Source organism: Granulicella arctica (assembly GCF_025685605.1).
Taxonomy (GTDB): domain Bacteria; phylum Acidobacteriota; class Terriglobia; order Terriglobales; family Acidobacteriaceae; genus Edaphobacter; species Edaphobacter arcticus.
Genome location: NZ_JAGTUT010000001.1, coordinates 2,957,831 through 2,976,212 on the forward strand (window position 1 = coordinate 2,957,831; position 18,382 = coordinate 2,976,212).

23 protein-coding genes are annotated in these 18,382 nt (G+C 54.3%); 11 read left to right on the forward strand and 12 right to left on the reverse strand.

Annotated features, from left to right (window positions below; translation table 11 throughout):
• Window positions 1-6 precede the first annotated feature (6 nt).
• The gene (locus OHL20_RS12605) at window positions 7-525 is read right to left on the reverse strand and encodes a Crp/Fnr family transcriptional regulator (RefSeq protein WP_263383528.1); all 519 of its coding nucleotides are present in this window, start codon (window positions 523-525) and stop codon (window positions 7-9) included.
• Window positions 526-811: 286 nt separating this feature from the next.
• On the opposite strand from OHL20_RS12605, the gene OHL20_RS12610 reads away from it, so the two are divergent.
• Window positions 812-1,411: a YciE/YciF ferroxidase family protein gene (locus tag OHL20_RS12610; protein ID WP_263383529.1), complete on the forward strand. Its 600-nt coding sequence runs from the start codon at window positions 812-814 to the stop codon at window positions 1,409-1,411.
• 56 nt (window positions 1,412-1,467) lie between these two features.
• On the opposite strand, the gene OHL20_RS12615 is transcribed toward OHL20_RS12610, so the two are convergent.
• Entirely contained in the window at window positions 1,468-2,235 is a 768-nt protein-coding gene (locus tag OHL20_RS12615; protein WP_263383530.1) for a hypothetical protein, read from the reverse strand.
• Window positions 2,236-2,512: 277 nt separating this feature from the next.
• Here OHL20_RS12615 and OHL20_RS12620 point away from each other — a divergent pair, with 277 nt between their 5' ends.
• On the forward strand, window positions 2,513-3,283 hold the full coding sequence (locus OHL20_RS12620) for a BON domain-containing protein (protein WP_263383531.1): 771 nt from the start codon (window positions 2,513-2,515) through the stop codon (window positions 3,281-3,283).
• A 95-nt stretch (window positions 3,284-3,378) separates the two neighbouring features.
• Here OHL20_RS12620 and OHL20_RS12625 read toward each other — a convergent pair whose 3' ends face one another.
• Window positions 3,379-3,891, reverse strand: a complete 513-nt coding sequence (locus OHL20_RS12625; protein ID WP_263383532.1) for a YciE/YciF ferroxidase family protein — start codon at window positions 3,889-3,891, stop codon at window positions 3,379-3,381.
• A 180-nt stretch (window positions 3,892-4,071) separates the two neighbouring features.
• Here OHL20_RS12625 and OHL20_RS12630 point away from each other — a divergent pair, with 180 nt between their 5' ends.
• The 3 genes from OHL20_RS12630 to OHL20_RS12640 all read left to right on the forward strand — a co-directional run bounded on the left by OHL20_RS12630 (window position 4,072) and on the right by OHL20_RS12640 (window position 6,648).
• Entirely contained in the window at window positions 4,072-4,290 is a 219-nt protein-coding gene (locus tag OHL20_RS12630; RefSeq protein WP_263383533.1) for a hypothetical protein, read from the forward strand.
• Between the two features lie 329 nt (window positions 4,291-4,619).
• Window positions 4,620-4,820 (forward strand): cold-shock protein, encoded by a 201-nt coding sequence (locus tag OHL20_RS12635; RefSeq protein WP_263383534.1) that lies wholly within the window; start codon window positions 4,620-4,622, stop codon window positions 4,818-4,820.
• Between the two features lie 799 nt (window positions 4,821-5,619).
• The gene (locus tag OHL20_RS12640) at window positions 5,620-6,648 is read left to right on the forward strand and encodes a PIN domain-containing protein (RefSeq protein WP_263383535.1); all 1,029 of its coding nucleotides are present in this window, start codon (window positions 5,620-5,622) and stop codon (window positions 6,646-6,648) included.
• 84 nt (window positions 6,649-6,732) lie between these two features.
• Here the strand turns inward: OHL20_RS12640 and OHL20_RS12645 are convergent, their stop codons facing one another.
• The 3 genes from OHL20_RS12645 to OHL20_RS12655 are packed head-to-tail and all read right to left on the reverse strand — an operon-like array spanning window position 6,733 to window position 8,559.
• Window positions 6,733-7,215, reverse strand: a complete 483-nt coding sequence (locus OHL20_RS12645) for a hypothetical protein (RefSeq protein ID WP_263383536.1) — start codon at window positions 7,213-7,215, stop codon at window positions 6,733-6,735.
• Window positions 7,215-7,598 (reverse strand): hypothetical protein, encoded by a 384-nt coding sequence (locus OHL20_RS12650; protein WP_263383537.1) that lies wholly within the window; start codon window positions 7,596-7,598, stop codon window positions 7,215-7,217. The genes OHL20_RS12645 and OHL20_RS12650 overlap by 1 nt, the downstream gene beginning before the upstream one ends.
• Window positions 7,570-8,559, reverse strand: a complete 990-nt coding sequence (locus OHL20_RS12655) for a hypothetical protein (protein ID WP_263383538.1) — start codon at window positions 8,557-8,559, stop codon at window positions 7,570-7,572. Before OHL20_RS12655 ends, OHL20_RS12650 begins: the two co-directional genes overlap by 29 nt.
• Before the next feature lie 260 nt (window positions 8,560-8,819).
• On the opposite strand from OHL20_RS12655, the gene OHL20_RS12660 reads away from it, so the two are divergent.
• Window positions 8,820-9,500, forward strand: coding sequence for a recombinase family protein (locus OHL20_RS12660; protein WP_263383539.1), 681 nt, complete (start codon window positions 8,820-8,822; stop codon window positions 9,498-9,500).
• Between the two features lie 71 nt (window positions 9,501-9,571).
• Here OHL20_RS12660 and OHL20_RS12665 read toward each other — a convergent pair whose 3' ends face one another.
• Window positions 9,572-9,883, reverse strand: a complete 312-nt coding sequence (locus OHL20_RS12665; RefSeq protein ID WP_263383540.1) for a hypothetical protein — start codon at window positions 9,881-9,883, stop codon at window positions 9,572-9,574.
• A 170-nt stretch (window positions 9,884-10,053) separates the two neighbouring features.
• Here OHL20_RS12665 and OHL20_RS12670 point away from each other — a divergent pair, with 170 nt between their 5' ends.
• The 3 genes from OHL20_RS12670 (at window position 10,054) to OHL20_RS12680 (ending at window position 12,941) form a co-directional block, all read left to right on the forward strand.
• On the forward strand, window positions 10,054-10,275 hold the full coding sequence (locus tag OHL20_RS12670; RefSeq protein ID WP_263383541.1) for a hypothetical protein: 222 nt from the start codon (window positions 10,054-10,056) through the stop codon (window positions 10,273-10,275).
• A 138-nt stretch (window positions 10,276-10,413) separates the two neighbouring features.
• The gene (locus OHL20_RS12675) at window positions 10,414-11,574 is read left to right on the forward strand and encodes a DUF3500 domain-containing protein (RefSeq protein WP_263383542.1); all 1,161 of its coding nucleotides are present in this window, start codon (window positions 10,414-10,416) and stop codon (window positions 11,572-11,574) included.
• A 131-nt stretch (window positions 11,575-11,705) separates the two neighbouring features.
• Window positions 11,706-12,941 (forward strand): HupE/UreJ family protein, encoded by a 1,236-nt coding sequence (locus tag OHL20_RS12680; RefSeq protein ID WP_263383543.1) that lies wholly within the window; start codon window positions 11,706-11,708, stop codon window positions 12,939-12,941.
• A gap of 376 nt (window positions 12,942-13,317) precedes the next feature.
• Here OHL20_RS12680 and OHL20_RS12685 read toward each other — a convergent pair whose 3' ends face one another.
• Together OHL20_RS12685 and OHL20_RS12690 are read right to left on the reverse strand one after the other, a co-directional pair.
• The gene (locus OHL20_RS12685; RefSeq protein WP_263383544.1) at window positions 13,318-13,665 is read right to left on the reverse strand and encodes a YidB family protein; all 348 of its coding nucleotides are present in this window, start codon (window positions 13,663-13,665) and stop codon (window positions 13,318-13,320) included.
• Window positions 13,666-13,739: 74 nt separating this feature from the next.
• Window positions 13,740-14,225, reverse strand: coding sequence for a hypothetical protein (locus tag OHL20_RS12690; protein WP_263383545.1), 486 nt, complete (start codon window positions 14,223-14,225; stop codon window positions 13,740-13,742).
• A gap of 79 nt (window positions 14,226-14,304) precedes the next feature.
• Here OHL20_RS12690 and OHL20_RS12695 point away from each other — a divergent pair, with 79 nt between their 5' ends.
• Window positions 14,305-14,430, forward strand: a complete 126-nt coding sequence (locus tag OHL20_RS12695; protein WP_263383546.1) for a hypothetical protein — start codon at window positions 14,305-14,307, stop codon at window positions 14,428-14,430.
• Between the two features lie 215 nt (window positions 14,431-14,645).
• Here the strand turns inward: OHL20_RS12695 and OHL20_RS12700 are convergent, their stop codons facing one another.
• Together OHL20_RS12700 and OHL20_RS12705 are read right to left on the reverse strand one after the other, a co-directional pair.
• On the reverse strand, window positions 14,646-15,068 hold the full coding sequence (locus OHL20_RS12700) for a response regulator (RefSeq protein ID WP_263383547.1): 423 nt from the start codon (window positions 15,066-15,068) through the stop codon (window positions 14,646-14,648).
• Window positions 15,069-15,251: 183 nt separating this feature from the next.
• Complete coding sequence (locus tag OHL20_RS12705; protein ID WP_263383548.1) at window positions 15,252-15,968, reverse strand: Crp/Fnr family transcriptional regulator; 717 nt, start codon at window positions 15,966-15,968, stop codon at window positions 15,252-15,254.
• A 209-nt stretch (window positions 15,969-16,177) separates the two neighbouring features.
• Between OHL20_RS12705 and OHL20_RS12710 the strand changes: the two genes are divergently transcribed.
• Window positions 16,178-16,393 (forward strand): cold shock domain-containing protein, encoded by a 216-nt coding sequence (locus OHL20_RS12710; RefSeq protein WP_263383549.1) that lies wholly within the window; start codon window positions 16,178-16,180, stop codon window positions 16,391-16,393.
• 76 nt (window positions 16,394-16,469) lie between these two features.
• Here the strand turns inward: OHL20_RS12710 and OHL20_RS12715 are convergent, their stop codons facing one another.
• The gene (locus tag OHL20_RS12715) at window positions 16,470-18,236 is read right to left on the reverse strand and encodes a putative bifunctional diguanylate cyclase/phosphodiesterase (protein ID WP_263383550.1); all 1,767 of its coding nucleotides are present in this window, start codon (window positions 18,234-18,236) and stop codon (window positions 16,470-16,472) included.
• Window positions 18,237-18,382: the final 146 nt, after the last annotated feature.

Sequence of the window (18,382 nt, forward strand, 5' to 3'; positions counted from 1 at the left end):
GGCGAGCTATTGGAGATGATCGCGCACTGTTGCATAGCATTCACAGGAGATACGCTCCAATCCTGAGCGATCGAGAATCGTGATTTTGCTGCGGGCGTATTCAATCACTCCCAGACGCTTCAATTTGCCAGCAATAACGGTAACGGTCGAGCGCCGGGCTCCGATCATCTCGGCTAAATCATCGTGAGAGAAGGGCAGGATCCGGTCGACGTTTCGATCCGCACAAAGCAAAAGCCACCGGGAGAGGCGCTGCTGGGTTGAATGACGCGAATTGCAGCCTGCGGTTTGGGCTGCCTGAACAAACAGCGCTTGGTTGCAATGCAGTATGAGGTCCTGAAAAACACCGCAGCGCTTGAATTCCTCTTGAGCCATAGGTGTTTGAGTGGCGTAGCCGTAACCTGCAACGCGCATAAAGACGCGGTTGGGACTCTTCTTGAATCCCAGGAGAGCCGACGTTCCCAACACCGACTCGATTCCAGCTAAAGCGATTTCTACTCCCCCACCATCATGGAAGCACGTCGTCATTGAGGCGACGCCATCCTCAACGAAGACAAGCTCGTCTACGCGCCGCCCTGGAATCTCGATCTCGTGTTTCGCGGGCAACTCGACACGACGGAGCTCCAACCGAGCAATCGTTTTCGGATCAAATCTATGAAGTAAGCCGTTTCTGAATGGTCCGTTCATATCCTCGCCTTCTTGCCTTTGCTGATATCGGGCCGCCGATGTAGATGTGGCAGTACGTCGGAGACAACCCGTTACCTCTGGTTCAGCATATGATGAGAAGGCTTTTAGACATCATGGAGATTGAACAATGGCATTGAAGACAGTTTTGATCGACGAATTGCGCGATATGTACAGCGCTGAAAACCAACTGGTGAAGGCTCTCCCTAAGCTCGCGAAGGGCTCGAAGAACCCGAAGCTTAAGTCCATCTTCACCGCCCACCTCGCCGAGACCAAGGGCCAGGTCGAGCGTTTGAAAAAGGTGTTTGCCGAACTGGGCGAAAAGCCGACCGGCCAACACTGCAACGGGATGGAAGGAGTGATCGAAGAGGGCAAGGACGCCCTGGAGAAGGACGAAGAGGGCTCCTCTTTCGAAGCTGGGCTCATCGGAGCCGCGCTCCGCACCGAGCACTACGAGATCGCGGGTTATGAGGCCTGCATCTCGATGGCGACCGCCCTTGCAATGCCGAAGATCGTCAAACTCTTGAACTCCAACCTCAAAGAAGAGCTGGCCGCAGCCAAGAAGATCACCGCTGCTGGCGCTCCGATCATGAAGCTGAGCGCGAAAGAGCCTGAAACTCCGAAGGAACCGAAGTCAGGCAAAGAGAAGTATTCGGCCAAGAAGAGCAAGGAAGACGAGGCGAAAGCGGCACCCGATCTCGCCGGTGAACCTGAACCTGCGGCGGTGTAATCCCTTGGATGGTGTAGAGGCCCCGCTTTGGCGGGGCCTCTTGACGTTGTGGGCGGCTAGCGGAGCATCGGACTCAGTTGCTCCATCCTCCAAACGGGACCGCCCTCGTAGAGGGCTCCTTCCTCCCGAATGAACGCAGGCGGTTTGCCGTCCTGGAGCCAGATGTGGAAGTCGGGCGGCTGCTTCCCGATGATGGGTGCAACGACTCCAGTGATGCCGCCGAGTTCGACGTGGAGTGTGAAGTCTGTTGCCTTACGTCGAAGTGTTCCGACACTGAACGCCGCTGTGCCTGTGGGCTTAATCGAAACGTGGATCAGCCGCGGCTTCTTGCCAGCAACAATGTAAGAAACCTTCGTCTCTGGGATTGTTGGAGAAATGTTCACGAGCAGGTTTGGCGGGAGCCCGTTCGACACGTCATTTGGCAGATCCATACGCGTTTGAGTGCTGGTTCCGACCTCGTCACGCCAGATGAGCTCGCCATCCAAGGTGTTGATCAGGAGGTCGATCGGCTTCGGAAACGACGGGCCATGTTGGATGTGGTGATCGGAGATGAGGCGGAACACGCCTTTCTGAGAAAAGATCGTCTCATCGTCATCGATCGAGCCGTCGCGAAAGTGGAAGGTCAATCTTGACGTGACCTGAATGCCGCGCACCGTCTGCGTTGCCTCGCCGGTCGCGATGATCTTTCCGTCTAAAGTCCTTAGCGCCAGGAATCCGTGAGTTGAACCTTGCGGATACCGCACGCGGATGGTCTCTGCGCTCGCTGTAAAGGCAACCGTTGAAATGAGCAGGGTTGTTCCAAGCCAGATTCGGGAAAAACGCACGTAGGTCCTCGACTTCGCCGTAGCGGATGTATGGATTTTGTTCGTACAGGGTGCGGAGCGGGCTATCTGAATGCTAAAACCCAACTTATATCAGCTTTACTCGCGAACGTCGTCGATTTACGGTGCCGGTGCCAAGGAGGTCAGAGGTCGCGTTTTGTCCGAGCAATGGACGGCGAAATTTCAAGCCACCTGAACCGGTTGTCCTGCCCGAAACACAACTAAACTGCCCATTCCGTGTCTGATTTGATAGAGGAAAGAGGAGCCCAGGAGGGGCAAAATGCTGACGAAGACAACGGGTTGGAAGGTATCACTAGCAGCCATCGCTTTAGCAATATCTGCTGCACAGATTACGCCGCGCGCGTGGGCCGAAGGCACGCAGAGCGACAGCCGCATACAAGCTGAACTGACGAAATCTCTGAGCAACGCCAAGTTCAAAGGCGTTCAAGCGAGCGTTCAAAACGGCGTCGTGTCCTTGGCTGGAACTGTGGATGTCTACGGCGCCAAAGAAGACGCCCTAAAGCGGGTTCATAAAATCAAAGCGGTCACCGCAGTGAAGGATGACTTACAGGTCGGCGGACCCGTGATTCCTGATGAGGTTCTGCAGCGGAAGCTTCAATCGGACAGAATTGGCTACGGGACAACTGCCTTCAATGCCATTTCGCTCAATGTGGATCATGGAGTCGTGACGCTGGGCGGAACTGCCTATGGTCCTATGGACAAGGATTACGCGCTTGCAGATGCCAGCTACACGGCGGGAGTGAAGGGTGTCGTTGACAACATCCAGGTTGATCCGGTTTCCATGTTTGATGACAAGATCCGCCTGGCGACGGCGCGCTCAATCTACGGTTATCCCACGCTCAACAAGTACGCGATCGATCCCGCAAAGCCGATTCGCATCGTCGTTCAAAATGGGAACGTGACCCTCGTCGGCGTTGTCATCGACAAGGCTGACAAGGAGGTTGCTGGTCTTCGCGCGAACAGCGTGCCCGGCGTGTTCAAGGTCACCAACGACCTCCAGGTCGCTAACGAACGAATCCAGCAGGACTGAAGTCTTTTATAAACATCAAAGCCTCCCGCCCCGGACAGGGCGGGAGGCTCTATTTTTTGGAAGCACGCTGCGTCTTCGTTTGTCGCGGCTGTCGCCTAAACGGTAGCTGCGACTGCGTTCGCCCGTTGGGAAATCTCTGAAAGGAGATGGTCGGCGTGCTTCTCCTCTGCCAGGGTCTTCTCCAAGGTGGCCGCGTGGCTGGAAAGACCAAGCTGGATGGCCCAGTCGCGGGCGCTGCCGTACGAAGCTATCTCGTAGTGCTCGATTTTCTGAGCCGTGGCGATCAAACCGGCGTCGCGAACAGCACCGGGATCAGTTTCCTTCGTGATGTTTTCACCGGAACCGACGATGGCGGTGAGGATGGGGTCCTTCTTGTCATCCACATCGCCCTCGTTCACATCCCCGATGAGGTCTTCGAGCCGCGAAACGTGAACCTCTGATTCCTGAAGATGAGATTGAAATGCTTGCTTGAGCTGGAGATCATCAGCGTGTTCGATCATGTCAGGCAGACCTTTGACGATCTGCTTTTCGGTTGATAGAAGGTAACGGAGTTGGGCCGTATAAAGCTCGCGAAGGCTTTGAAAATCGTTCGGTGTAATGAGTCCCATTTTGTTTCACCTCATTCAGTTTTCGGCATGCTCGTGCTTGCTCTTGAGAAGTGACAAAACGGGGTCAGGTTGTCTAAAACGCCCTGATGCTTCGTGAAACCGTGGCCCGGCAGCGGCGAGGACACCTTCCTAAAGGTCCATTGCATCGAACTGCGAGGAATGTACAACCTGGAGGATTCTATGGCCAATGTGTTCGTGGAAGCGCGTCCCAAAGGGCGTCCAGAAGGATCGGCGATCGAAGGTTACGTCGTCGAGGATCACACCGAAAACGTGCTCGGCTCGTTCAATACGCAAGAGGAAGCTATCGCCTGGGCTAAAGCGCATCATCATTCTCCCGTAGTGGCTCGCGTGCGTTATCTGAACGACAAAAAGAAGCCGGATCACTGGCGATCGGCCTGAAACGGCTAACGCACTCAAACAGCCCTTCCCCGAGGTATTACCGAGCAGCTTTGCGAGTCAGACGGCTCCGCGCGGGTTGAATCGTACGATACAGCCAGGATCGCATTTGACCCGAAGGGACATCTGGACGATCTCAGAGGGAAGGGAAGTGATCAGGCTGGGTTCGGATGACGGCCCTCTTAGGCGCACAGACTGGCAAAATCGACTTCCGCTCGTTTGGCTCGATGCTATTCTTTCCTCACCGAAGCAGAGAACTGTTGGCCCTGTACTAAACCGTTCGGTCCGCGACTCGATCTCGCCGGTAATTTTGAACGACCAAAGGACAAGACATGGAGCAGGGAACAGTGAAGTGGTTCAACGATGCCAAGGGGTTTGGCTTTATCAGCCGTGAGAATGGCGAAGACGTATTCGCGCACTACTCAGCGATCGTCTCCAGCGGCTTCAAGAGCCTTCAAGAAGGACAGGCCGTACAGTTCAACGTGGTCAAGGGACCCAAGGGCTGGCAGGCTGCAGATATCCAGCCGCTCTAGCTGCGGTACGGAAAACATAGAAGTGGATGGCTCCGGCTGTTCGCTTCTCTCGTCCGCCGCCTATCATGATATCCGCTTATCCGTTTATGCGGATGGTCGAAGGCTGGTAGCAGGGAGGAGTGGGCCGGTTCTCCTCGCCGGCGCGCTATGGAAGCTCACTGCATGGCTGGCAAACGATCGGTTTCGCAATCGTGGAGCACGAGCGCCATCAAGGGTTTTCCGATCGCTTGCGGCGTTCTAGGGTCGAAAAAGGACTCGAAGTTGCACTCCGAACAGCAGAGGGCGTGCCGAGTCTCGTCGTACCCTTTTCGGAGAACGTCGTCGGGGAGCTTGTCATCGGTAACGTACATGATCGCCTCCAATCCTTGACGCACAAAATTATAGGCGTATTCTATTTATGACTTCCGGCGGGCTCCACCCCACCGGAAGGTGCTACATCTGCTTTACCTCATGAGGTAGAGCAGAGCTGCAATCCACCGCAAGGGCAAATGGATTGCAAGGTTGAAGCGCATGTTTATCGAGAACATGACTTCTACCTCCTTTCAACGGGAATGACGGCCCTGTCAGCGCAGGGCCGTGTTGCTTTTGGCAACCTCGGTCTTGCCCCTGCTCGAACCAATCGCACATTATGAAGCCCCGTTGAGAGCGCTCTCCTAGTCTAGTGCGGAGTGGCGCATGCATAACCGCGCGGGAACCCTCCTGGGTAAGAGTCAACCGCTGCCTAATGTATGGTCGATGTTTTCAGGTCTGGCTCAATTGGGCAGCCTTACATAATCCATTATCCTGATGCATGTTCAATATGCTGGTTGACACCTGCGTGTGGCTCGATGTCGCTAAAGATCGAAGTCAACTGCCGCTCCTGGATCTGATGGATGAAATGATTCGTCTTGACTTGCTGCGTTTGCTTGTCCCGACCACCGTCCTGGAAGAGTTTCAACGCAATCGGGATAGGGTAGCTCAAGAGAGCAGGAAGAGCCTGTCTGCCCACTTCCGATTGGTAAAAGATGCCGTCACCAAGGTCGGCGGCGAACAGAAGAAACTTCAAGATGTCATGTCCCATCTGGACGATGTTACTCACAAGATTCCGCTCATCGGCAGCGCGACTGATGACACTCTCCAACGCATAGAAGACTTGCTAAAAAGGGGTGTCCTCATCACTCCTTCTACGACAGCCATGTTGGAGGCTGCAAAACGAGCCGTCGCCAAGAAAGCTCCCTTTCATCACAACAAGAACTCAATGGCAGACGCGGTCATTATCGAGACGTATGCTGAGGCTGTAAAAGCGCGAAGGGCAAGGGGCAGTCGCTTCATCTTTGTTACGCACAACAAGAGTGATTTCAGTGCTGAGCAGGGCGATCAACGCTTACCTCACCCCGATCTCGCGTCTCTGTTCTCACCTCTCAAATCCCTCTTCTTTATCAACATGACAACAGCGCTGCGTCGGATTGACCCCAACCGGAGATTGGACTACATGCTGGAACTCTCCTGGAATGAGGAACCGAGAGGTAGGAGCGAGATCTCTGAGGCAGGACACCTCCTGTGGAATCAGGTTTGGTACAACCGTCATTGGAACCGTAGATCCGGTGTCGAAGATGGAACTATCAAAATTGTCAGTGTTGAGACCGCCCAAGACCGAAAGAGCCCTCAAGAGAGAACCGTTCAGGGGAATGTATGGGAGAGCGCTCTGCTAGCCGCAAGGAAGGTAGAGGAAGAGTTCGGACTCGAAAACCTTGGACCATGGACCGATTTCGAGTGGGGAATGATAAACGGAAAGCTTTCCGCTTTAAATTGGGTCATGGGCGACGAATGGGACATGCTCGATACCTAGACGCTAATCGGTGCGAGTGACTTCCTCGATGATCCTTTGGATTGCCTCGCAATAATCACTACGCGCGGTGATCTTGACGTGCCCTCAGGCGTCCCGTTTTCCGTCACTCGACGCAGAAGTTTCGCTGCTTGCTAACTGACCTTCTAATGAATTTGCTGGTTGGAGCTTAGTAGGTGCCATTCGTTTGAAAGCAGCTTGCAATAGTTTTACAAAATTGGTTTGCGAAAGATGGCCAGAGACAAGGGTATAGAGTGCTATGACAATCAAGAGACAAGATGAGACACAACCAATGATCTCCCACGCTACCTGCCGTGGATAGTGGAGGATCGCGAACCAGGACGCTGCTACAGCAAGCAGGACTGCACTCGTGCCGAAAATGACTACTTGCGTAGCCGACATTTTGGCACCCTGCTTCCGGTTGTGTTTATCTCGGTTCCTAGCGATCTCGATCGCAGCTTTTCGAATGTCTGGGTTCTGGCTTTTGTCGGCAAGGACGAGAAAGTCGAGAACCTGTTGATGCTCCTGAGCTTGGAGGCTTGTCGGCTTAGCTTGCGAAAGCTTTGCCATTAGGCAGCCTTGTCCAGGGCATCAAGATCCAGCGGAGCATAAGCTAGTTCGAGCCTCAGTTCATGCGCGGCGTGTGTTTGGTCGCAAAAATCGCAGTGAGGTACGTCATCTAAGGCTTTTGGGTCGTTGACGGTCGCGAGAAGCACCCCTGTATCTCGACAGTAAACGTTGTAGACCCTTTTGAGGATTCTTCCTTCAGAGAGAAGCTCCAGCAGAACAAACGCTTCCCCATCGTTCAATCCAAGCGCGGAAGCAGCCAGCTTTGGGATGATATAGGGCTGACCCGACAACGCCTGTCGCCGGATATATGAAGCTAGACCGTCCAACAATCCGGTAAGGCCTGGATGCTGCTGCTTAACGCGCCCGAATTTGGGAGACAACATAAATGACCTCCTCATCGCTACAGTCAGCATTGACTCTCACATAGCCATCTTCGGCATCGATGTGGGAGAAAAGTTCACGAGCCAACAGCTTACTTGAGGCTTTCGGTAGCCAGTAAAAAGACTGATTGTCCCAGGCCCATGTAGCACCATTCCGTTCATATGCAACTTGCCAGTCAGGATCATCCCTTACATCTCCTCCAGAGGTATTGACTCTCATTTTGCCGTTGATCTGGTTTGTGTGGTTGTCAATGTGAATACGGATAGCTCTGGGCTCCTCTTCAACCAGGGTCTTGACTACCGGCCTCAATTCGAGCGGTCTAAGCGTGCATCCAAGTACATCACGCGCCTTCTGAATGTAATCTTGGTAATAGGCGTCTGCCGTGATCCGGCCTCCTGCATCCTCATGTGCGTGTTTGTTCTCAGGAGGGTTAAGCCTAAGCTCCGCGGTCCTTGCATCGATGTCGGCTATCAGCACCGCCCGTTTGAATACCGGCTTACTGACGGGCAGGAACGTGGTTTCATCCAGCTTTGCCCGCTCTTGCTGCTCGCCCCATTTAACACGGAGCAACGAACCCTGAACTTGGCCATATATGGGGGACATCGGCTTTGTTTTGTCCCCGGCAAATTTCCTCTCTTGGGAGACAGGAATGCTAAGGGAGCTCAAGGACGCCGTGAGCCACTGCGCGGGGGGACCGGACGGCAGGTCCTCCAAGCTAAACAGGTAGACGCGCATGTCGCTAGCTTCTTCAAAACCAATGAGCGCCTGTTCGAGAGCGGGTTCAGAGAGTTGGCCTGCTGCTATCTGCTTCGCCACGAGCTCGGCTATGGTCGCCTTTGTGTACGCAGAGCTAGAAAGGCCGATCGTTTTGAGCCAGGACCTCAAGCCCACAACCGCTACCTTATCGAGAATCGGTGCAATTCTGTTTCTGATATCGTCTGTCGAATTGCCACCGTCAGTCATATCTTGTTTGTCTTCCAATCTCTATGGGTAGATGAGGTTTACAAGGAACCGAGTTTGCGACACCAGCATAGCCTGTCTTGCCATCCCCGCGCGAAAGAACAAAGGGCTAAACAAGATCGAAGTGTATCTCAGCTTCTGAATCAGACAGGTCTTGGATTGCGCGGCGAAAGGTGTTGCCATTGGGTATACCGTATCGCAGCGTTGCATTCATGCTCAAAACACGTTGCAATAGAGTTGCTTGCTGCTTTAAGATACATCTAATGCCCAAGGTAATAGGTTCTAAAGCGACACCCAGGACTCTGAAGCGCCCGAGCAAGGGGCAAAGGGTCGGCTACCTGCGCGTGAGCACCCTCGATCAGAACGAGCATCGGCAGCTCGAAGGAATCGAGTTGGACAAGACCTTTCTGGACAAGGCCTCTGGCAAAGATGTGAAACGTCCGCAGCTCACCGCCATGTTGGACTTCGTGAGGGAAGGGGATTCGGTATTCTGTCATTCGATGGATCGCCTGGGCCGGAACCTTGGAGACCTGCGTAAGCTGGTCGATCTGATGACGGAGCGTGGAATCTCGGTTCACTTCCTCAAAGAAGGTCTGACTTTTACCGGAGAAGATGCACCGATGGCGAACCTGATGCTCAGTGTCATGGGTGCGGTCGCTCAATTTGAACGCGACTTGATCCGGGAGCGTCAGAGGGAGGGAATTGAACTTGCAAAGAGAGCCGGGGCGTACAAGGGTCGAAAGCGGAAGTTCTCGCCGGAACGAGCGGCTGAACTAAGCAGCCGTCTGGCCGCTGGGGAAGAAAAGGCCAGTCTCGCTCGCGAACTAGGCGTAAATCGCGCGACGATCTACCGGTATGTGCGCTGGGCCGCGATGGAAGCTGCCACCCTAGCAAAGAAGCCGGTAGTGGCAAAGAGGGTCCGGTCCTCCTCGGGAGCGCGATGATGAAAGGGCCAGTTCAGCGCTCACTGCATTGCCCTTGCGGGAATCGGAAGATCCTCGCGATGGGACTTTGCTCAACCTGCTACACGCTCAAGCGGCAGGATGAGGAGCACTTTGGCGGTCTGCGTGAGGCTGTTTTGGAACGCGATGGGAAGCGCTGCCGGGTGTGTGACGCGTCGGGTCGGGATAAACGATCGATCATTGTCCACCATCGGGTTCCGGGTAGATCTGTTCTCAATCTGATGATCTCGCTTTGCCCTGGCTGTCATGCGAAGGTCCACCGTACCAGGGTTGTTATGTCGGCCATGCCTCCACTCCTGTTGAAACTTTGGAGAGAGCAGCACCCCAAAGGGCATGAGCAGACAAACCTTAACTTCAAGGTTCAAGGTCCCGCTGCCGCAGCGGTCCCATTGTTTGGAACCGAGAAGCCTGATCGGTGAAGTCAGCCTACCCTACCACGCCAGATGGCCGGTATTTCGTCGTCAAGGGGCGTCTTTGGCGCTGTACGAACCCCTCGCTGACTTCCGGAACAAAAAAGGATTTGGTCAATGAGCTGATGAATGCGCGCAGAGCCAAAGGCGAGGCTATGCGCAAAGGGGACACTGACGGTCGGGAGCAAGCGCGCCAGAGAGTGGATTTGGTGAAGCATCAGTTGGGTGAGCGGGGACCAGCCTGGTGGACTGACGGTGCGCCAGACTGGAACCGCCACATGGTGCTTAACACCCCTTATGCTGAGTGGTTTATCAGCTTGACTGGTGAGCAGGGTGCAGATGCGTGATAACAGGCACTGCGCAAGATCAATTGCAATGACCATCCTTAAACTGGGTGATCGAGAGATGTTGGGTAGTCATCAGGTCAGAAAGGAGCGTCTATGCCTTTTGATCGTCAAACCTTCGCTGGAAGTGAAAGAGGTCGCATGAGCTTATATCGGGAAGCATTGCAAAGATTTGCCATACTGGGGACTCTCTCGCTGATCGCTGTGTCTGCGGTCGCACAAAACCCAACGGATAAGATCGTGACCGCTGCCAACAACTTTCTATCTACCCTCGACCAGAAGCAGCGGCAAAGCGTGATGTACTCGTTCGACGACAACAAGCAACGTGCTCGCTGGTCGAACTTCCCCACCGGCTTTATCCCTCGGGGCGGCATCAATCTGCGTTCGATGACCCCAGCGCAACGTGCAGCGGCTATGAGCCTCCTTTCTGTAACTCTCAGCAAGCGCGGCTACGAGAAGGTACAGGAGATCATGGAAGGCGACGAAGTTAACAAGCTTGAGGAGGCAAAGAATGGCAACCGTGGCCCTGGGGGTGGTGGTCCTCGCGGAATCAATGGGCCGCCTCCTGGAGCAGGCGGCCCGCCAGATGGAGCAGGGAATCGGCCACCATTTGGCGGCCCTGGGGGGCCTCCCGGACTCAGTGCAGATCTGTTCGGAAAAGATCTTTACTACATCTCCTTCCTCGGTACACCCTCAGAAAAGAACCCCTGGATGATCCAATTCGGCGGCCACCACCTTGCGCTGAACATCACCATCGCCGGAGACAAAGGCGTTCTGACTCCTACGCTTACAGGTGCCCAGCCCGCACTTTACACAACACATGGCCGGACTATTCGACCACTCGGACAGGAGAGTGACAAAGCCCTGACGCTCCTCAAAGCACTTGACGAAGCCGAACGGAAGAAGGCCGTCCTGAGCTACAAACTCGCTGATCTCGTTCTTGGTCCAGGACAAGATGGTGTCATCATCCAGCCTGAAGGTCTCCAGGCGTCCCTCATGAACGATAAGCAGCGTGTCATGCTTCTCGATGTTATCTCTGAGTGGGCTGGCATCATCAACGATACCGCTGCCACTGCCCGCATGGCTCAACTCAAAGTGGACCTCAATGAAACGTGGTTCTCCTGGAGCGGTCCCACGGACGGAACCCTCGGAAAGAACATCAGTGCGTATTACCGCATTCAAGGTCCGCATCTCGTCATCGAATACGCTCCCCAGGCATTAGGCGGCGACGCATCGCTCCACGTCCACACCATGTACCGCGATCCTACGAATGACTACGGTAAAGGCATCGTCAAGAAATGAAGCGTGTCGTCTCAACCGTAGTTGCACTTCTTCTCTTCGTCGGGAACGGCAGAATTGCCTCTGCGCATCGCCTGGATGAATACTTGCAAGCCACTCTTCTTAGTGTTGCGAAGGATCGCATAGAAGTCTCCATGCGCCTTATTCCCGGAGTATCCGTTTCTTCGTCCGTGATCGACGGGATCGACCGCGACCACAACGGCGTTTTCTCGGAAGCTGAGCAGGAGGACTATACACAAAGAGTTTTAGATGACCTCACATTCACGGCAAATGGTCAGGTGCTCTTCCCGCACTTGGCCTCAGCGACCTATCCGCAGGTCGCGCAGATGCGCACCGGTCTAGGTGAGATCCATATCCAGTTCACCGTTCCGATGCCCCTGAACCAACCTCACTACAGCCTCATCGTTGAGAATCACCACCAAAACCCACACTCCGTCTATCTGGTCAACGCTACGGTTTCAACTGATCCCAGCATCCACATCCTCAGTCAGGAGCGCAACGAGCAGCAGTCCAGATATGAACTTGACTACGATCAGACGAGTGCTGTGGCACATCCGACACTCAGGTCGAGCCTGCTACTCATTGCCAATATCTCGACCTTCCGCTCACTCTTTCATCTCGGTATAGAGCACATCGCGGAAGGAACAGATCATCTCCTCTTCCTTCTCGCGCTTCTCCTCCCAGCACCTCTCCTTGCCGCAGGTTCCTCGTGGGCGACTTCGTCCAGGGTCAGCGACGGATTACTCCGCATCCTCAAGATCGTTACGGCATTTACACTTGGCCATTCGATTACTCTCGCCTTGGCAGCCCTGGGCTTCGTACACGTACCGAGTCGTCCAGTCGAAATCTTGATCGCTGTTTCTATCCTCGTTTCAGCCATTCACGCGGTTCGACCTATCTTTCCGGGCAGGGAAGCCGCCATCGCGGCCTTTTTCGGTCTGATCCATGGCTTGGCGTTCGCATCGACTCTCAATAGTCTCGGCCTGGGATGGAGCGAACGCCTTACCGGCATCTTGGCTTTCAATATCGGTATTGAGACCATGCAGTTAATCGTTGTGGCAGTTGTACTCCCGTCATTGCTTCTTCTAAGCCGAACACCTGCTTATTCCTATCTCAGGGTCCCTTCTGCTCTTTTCGCCGCGATTGCCGCACTCGGGTGGATCTGTCAGCGTTTGCTCAACATCAGTACACCGGTCGACCGGATCACGACCGTTGCGGCTAAGCATGCACCAGTGATGGCAGTTGTTCTCTTCTTGTTCAGTGTTGCATGCTGGCGGTATTACAGTTCAACGTCACGGGCACTCGAAAAGTTGTCATTCCGAGGCCGGAGGCCAAAACAAGCATCGACTATACATAAATTGCGCTATTAGTCTGGACGCTAGCACAGCAGCATTTACTTTGGCGTGGCTTGCTGCGAATTTGGCGTGCTTTGCTTGGCTTCGAAACCGATGGTCCTCTAAGCTGAAGTCTCTGGAGAAGGGAAGGCGGACGCATGAACAAAACCTTTCGAGTCGCGGGGATGCTTGCTACAAGGCTGAGAGTACAAGACCTTTGTGTTGCATGGAGAGATGGTTGTGTACGTCTGATCCTTTATAGAAATTCATGACTGCTCCAGAGGTGCCATCTGCTTGCTTGAAAGGGACTCGTCTGGAGCGGAAGCATTGAAGGCTGAAGGCGAGAAACGAAGATGCTCGCGAATCGAGCATGAAGAAACGTCACACTCGGAGCACCGACATTCGTAGGGACTTACATAACGCGATCAAGGGCAGAGGCGAGCATCATGTTGGGCTGCAGGACCGCACTCTCATATTGCAAATCGTTGTTCGTTGTCACAAAACCACTGAGAACAAAGTGATGCACCAGAATCGGGACCAGGATTGCGAGTTCACTCAACACAACTTCGGAGGATAGAGGAACGCGTCGGGCTATATTCCCGATCATCTGTGTGCCGCTGAAACCCTTCTCCATCTGAAGAATTGAGGCTGGTTGTGTCTCTCCGCTTGCCCACCGCTCGACGCTCAAAGTCAGACCATTATGTTTGAACGCATCGAATAACCAGCCGATGCCGTCTTGGTGTTGTTCCAATTCCTGCATCAGGCAACCGGTCACTTTATACCGAATGCTGTTCTTTCCATACTCATCGATGAAGGTTGCGATAGAAGTCTCCTTTAGAGTCCCTGTGCTGTTCTCAGAACATCGCCGGCAAGGGTGATGGCTGCGGGGGTGCTGTGAATGAGGATTAGATAAGGATCGACTGAAAGAGTTGGCTCATTCTGCTCAAGGTGGTGCAGAAATCCACCGTTCATGCTGAAACTCATGAAACTGACGCTGGCGAAGATACAAGCTCCCTGCACCATCGAGCCAATACAGGAGACAAGCGGGTCTACAGAAACGGCAGTTCCTCTCTTGCGTAGGAAGCGGTCTCCGTTCGTAAGGAACGCCCATACGCCTCCCCAGAGTGCCCCTGTGATCGTCCACATCTTCAGTTGCGAAGCAGCGGTGTCCAGCGCTGGTTGCTGGTAAGCAATTGGGGAAACCCTTTTCTCGATCGACATGCTGTTCTTCTGGATGCCGCTTCTCTCAAGCCGTTGCACCGCGTCTTCAGCGTCGCCGTTTGTGCCGAATGCCGCGACTACGGAATAAATCTCTGTCATTGCTTCTCCTAAATGGAAGATCGGTACAGAAAGCTCAATCCTCCGGCAGTTCAACAGGACGTGCGAAACGAAAGAAGCGATGGCCGCAGACGTTGCAGCGATAGGGCCAAAGTGCGACACGGCTCAGAAGATACTCGAGACCGCTTCGATGGGAGCGATGAACATCACCCTGCCCACACTGGGAGCACTGGTTCACAATCGCTGATCCGGACTCTGAGCTCATGGTGTGCCGTTCAGTTTCTCGCTTCCAGGAACCAAGGGGACCTCGCCGGGTCGTAGTTGTGAACCGGCCTTCGTAGGATCACTCTCCGCTGGCCTTCGGAGAGGGTGGAAGGTCGCTGCAGAGGCCGTCGGAATGGTCAGCGTAGTGTCTTTCAAAGGAGTAAACATTTGGATCTCCTTCATGCCTGAAGTCGGTTGTTATCCGAACATCATGGGGGAAGGGAGGAGATCCTCCCCTGGCCAGGGAGACTCCTGTTGTCGGAGCTTCCTGAGAAAATCATGAGGATGAACAGGCTTCAAGAGCAGATCGAAGGAATGCCCTTGACCGCGAGCTGACGTAAGCAACTCGGCCGTGTCGGTCTGCCCTGAGAAGAGCAGAATCTTGCACGCAGGACACAGCGCCCTCATGCGGATCGCAAGATCGATTCCGGAGAGTTGCGGCATCATGATGTCGGAGACGAGCAGATCGGGCGGCGCGGTTTGAGCGCTTTCGAGTGCATCGAGAGGATTGGTGAAGAACACGGCAGAGAAGCCGTTTTCGTTCAGAATGATGGTCAGGGTTTCAGCGATGACTCGTTCGTCATCGACTACCACGACGTAGGGCAGTGTCTGCTTTGGCATGGAATCCTCGTTCGCAGGCGACCGCCTAAAAGAGTCACACTGCAGGACACAAAGAGTGATCGTTCTTTCTTTGTTGCTGAAGCTACTTCTACGTTGGGTTATACAGCTTACAAAGCGTCTGGTGTGTGACCCAGAGCACATAAGCACTTCGTGAAGGCTTCAATGGCGGTATGTTCTTAGGTGCTAACTTTTGCCAAAGCCTTCATACGAATCGGCATAGTTGCTCAAATGGTCACGTACAACGGCATAGCACTCGCAGGAGAGTTTCTCGAGACCGGGCAGGTCGAGCAGGTTTATTTTGCCTCGCGAGTACGAGATGAGTTTCTGCTCCTGGAAGTGAATGGCGACGTTCGTCACCGTGGTTCGAGAGGCACCGAGCATGTCAGCCATGTATTCGTGAGATAGAGGAAGAATGCGCCCTCCGTTGCGGTCGGCACAGAGCAGAAGCCACCGTGCAAGTCTCTGCTCGATCGAATGTCGAGCATTGCACCCAGCCGTTTGAGAGGACTGAATGAACTGGGCCTGAAGATATCGAAGGGTCAGGTCCTGAAACTTCTCGCCGCGCTTGAACTCCAGAGTAGCTGCTTCGATCGCCGAGCTGAAGCCATGCCCACCAACCTGCATATAGACGCGATTGAGGCTGCGGCGCGTTCCCATCATGGACGATGCCGCGAGGACGGCCTCGAATCCGGCCAAAGCAATTTCGACCTGCACGCCGTCCTTAAACGTCGCCGTCATCGACGCGATGCCCTCCTCGATAAAGAACAGGTTATCGATGTGATTGCCAGGATATTCGATCTCGCGACCCACAGGGAGGTCGACCGGGTGAAGATGCAGCCGGTCGATGATCTCCGGATCGAAGCGCTGTAAGAGGGAGTTCTTGAACGGCGGGGTGCTCATCGATACTTCGTTCTGAACGGATGAGAGCGCTCAACTCTTCTTACGTGAGTTGCAAGACTGCGGATAATACTGCAAATACTACGCTTTCTAGGTGACCTGGACTACAAACAAGTCAGAAAGAAGCGACTACGTTCTTGTTGGGACAAGAGGCCGGCAACGTGATCTCTTGTTTGCGGTCTAGCTTCAGCCGAGAAATAGGAGGAACATCCATGTCTCAGCACAAAGGTTCAGTGAAGTGGTTCAACAATGTGAAAGGCTATGGTTTTCTTGGACGTGACGATGGTCCCGATGTGTTCGTTCATTTCAGCTCGATCCAGATCGAGGGCTATAAGTCGCTTAAAGAGGGCGAGATCGTGGAATACGACATCATCGAAGGAGCAAAAGGGCTTCAGGCGGACCTCGTCGTTCGTTCCAAGATGGCGTAGGAATGGCTCCACCCATCGTCGATCGATATTGTTGCGGAGCGACTCAGGTTGACCTTTCTAGCTGCTAAAACCGCAATCAAAATGTATTGCGTGACGAAATAATTTTGACTCGAAGCAGGTCTTCAGCTGGCCCTGGCCGGCCGAACAGGTAGCCTTGATAGGCGCAGCAGCCGTGAGCTTCGAGAAAGCTGCGCTGATCCTCTTTCTCCACTCCCTCGGCAAGGACTTCAAGGTTGAGCCCCTGTCCTAAAGCGATGATGGAACGGGCAATTGCGGCGTCCGCAGGATTGGTGACCACATCCCGAATAAACGTGCGATCGATTTTGAGTTGATCGAGTGGAAGGCTATGGAGTGAGGAGAGCGAAGAATATCCAATCCCGAAATCATCGAGAGAAAAGCTGATGCCGCGCTTCTTCAGCGCCGTCATTTTGAACAACGTCTCTTCCATCGATGCGAACATGACCCGCTCTGTAAATTCCATGATCAACTTGCTCGCATCGGCGCCGCTGCGGTCGATGACCGCAAGCATGCGGGGAACGAAGTCCGGATGACAGAATTCAAGGGCACTCACGTTCACGGCCAGCTTCAAAGCAGCCATGTGTGGAATCAGGGACCAGGCCTTGAGCTGCGTACACGCCGCTTCGAGCACCTGTTCTCCCAAAAGGCCAATCAGGCCCTTCTCCTCCGCGTAGGGAATAAAGTCGCTTGGAAGTAGCAGCCCCCGGTCTGGATGCTGCCAGCGTAAGAGAGCTTCAGCACTGGTCATCCATCCTCGATGATCGACCTGGGGTTGGTAGTGAAGGATGAAGCTCTTATCCTGCAACGCTCGTCGAATGTCGGCATCCAGAACGCCTCGTGCAGCGACTGTCCTTTGCATCTCCGGGTCGAAGAAGCGCATCTTGCCGGGCCTGACGCTCTTCGCCGCATAGAGAGCAAGATCGGCTTGTTGGAGGAGTGTTTCGATGGAAAGCGATGTATCTCGAAAGAGCGTGACCCCGATGCTTCCTGAAGTCTGGTAGGGACGGCCGCTGAGTAGGTACGACTGCTCTAAACAATCCAGGAGCTTCTCACCAAGTTTCTTTGCTGCCTTTGCTGCTGCTTCTACATTCTTGCCGAGGTTCTGGGCTACCACGACGAATTCGTCACCACCGAGACGCGCCACCGTGTCCAGAACGGGGGTGCAATCAATCAATCGACGCGCCACCTGCTGGAGCAACAGATCACCGACGGCATGGCCCTGGGTGTCGTTCAGGGTTTTGAAGTCATCGAGATCGAGATAGAAGATGGCACCGTACCGCAGGCCTGTGGCGGAGTGAGCCAGTACGTGCTGCAAGCGATCCAGCAAGAGGCGGCGATTGGGCAGAGCGGTGAGTGGATCGTGGAACGCCAGTTGCCGTATCTCGGTTTCTGCTCTCTTGCGTTCCCCGATGTCCACCAGGACTAAACCAATCGCGGGTCTCTCATTCACGACCATGCGGATGCAGTCACAGTGCGCCTCGAAGACCGAACCATCGCCGCGCTGCAGGACGAAGTCGAAGCTAATCCTCTTGGGAGTCCTTGACGCCTTCCGCGTATTGCGTTCAAAGCGAACACGGTCATCAGCAGTCACATACTGAAGGAAGTCACTCCCAAGGATCTGTTCCCTTGGGCCGCCGAGGACCGCGGCCCCCGTCAGATTGATCTTGCACACCATGAGTTCTTGGTTGAGCGTGACGTATCCCGCTGGGGAGCTCTCGTAGAGACCGAGAAGCAGATCATGAGCTTCTTCGAGGGTGACGAAGGTCTGCAGCAACTCCTCGACCTTCGAAGTGATTCGGATCTGGTGAGCCTGCAGTTCGTCCACTCTTTCAAGTGCACGTTCAAGAGCAGTGGCCTCGTTTCGAAGAGGGGTAGACCGTCTTTTGGCTGCCGTAACAAGCTGCGAACGCGTATGTTTCGACATGTCTGCCCCGCCTAAGATTTGAGAATGTCAGCGAAGCGCTGGGGGAA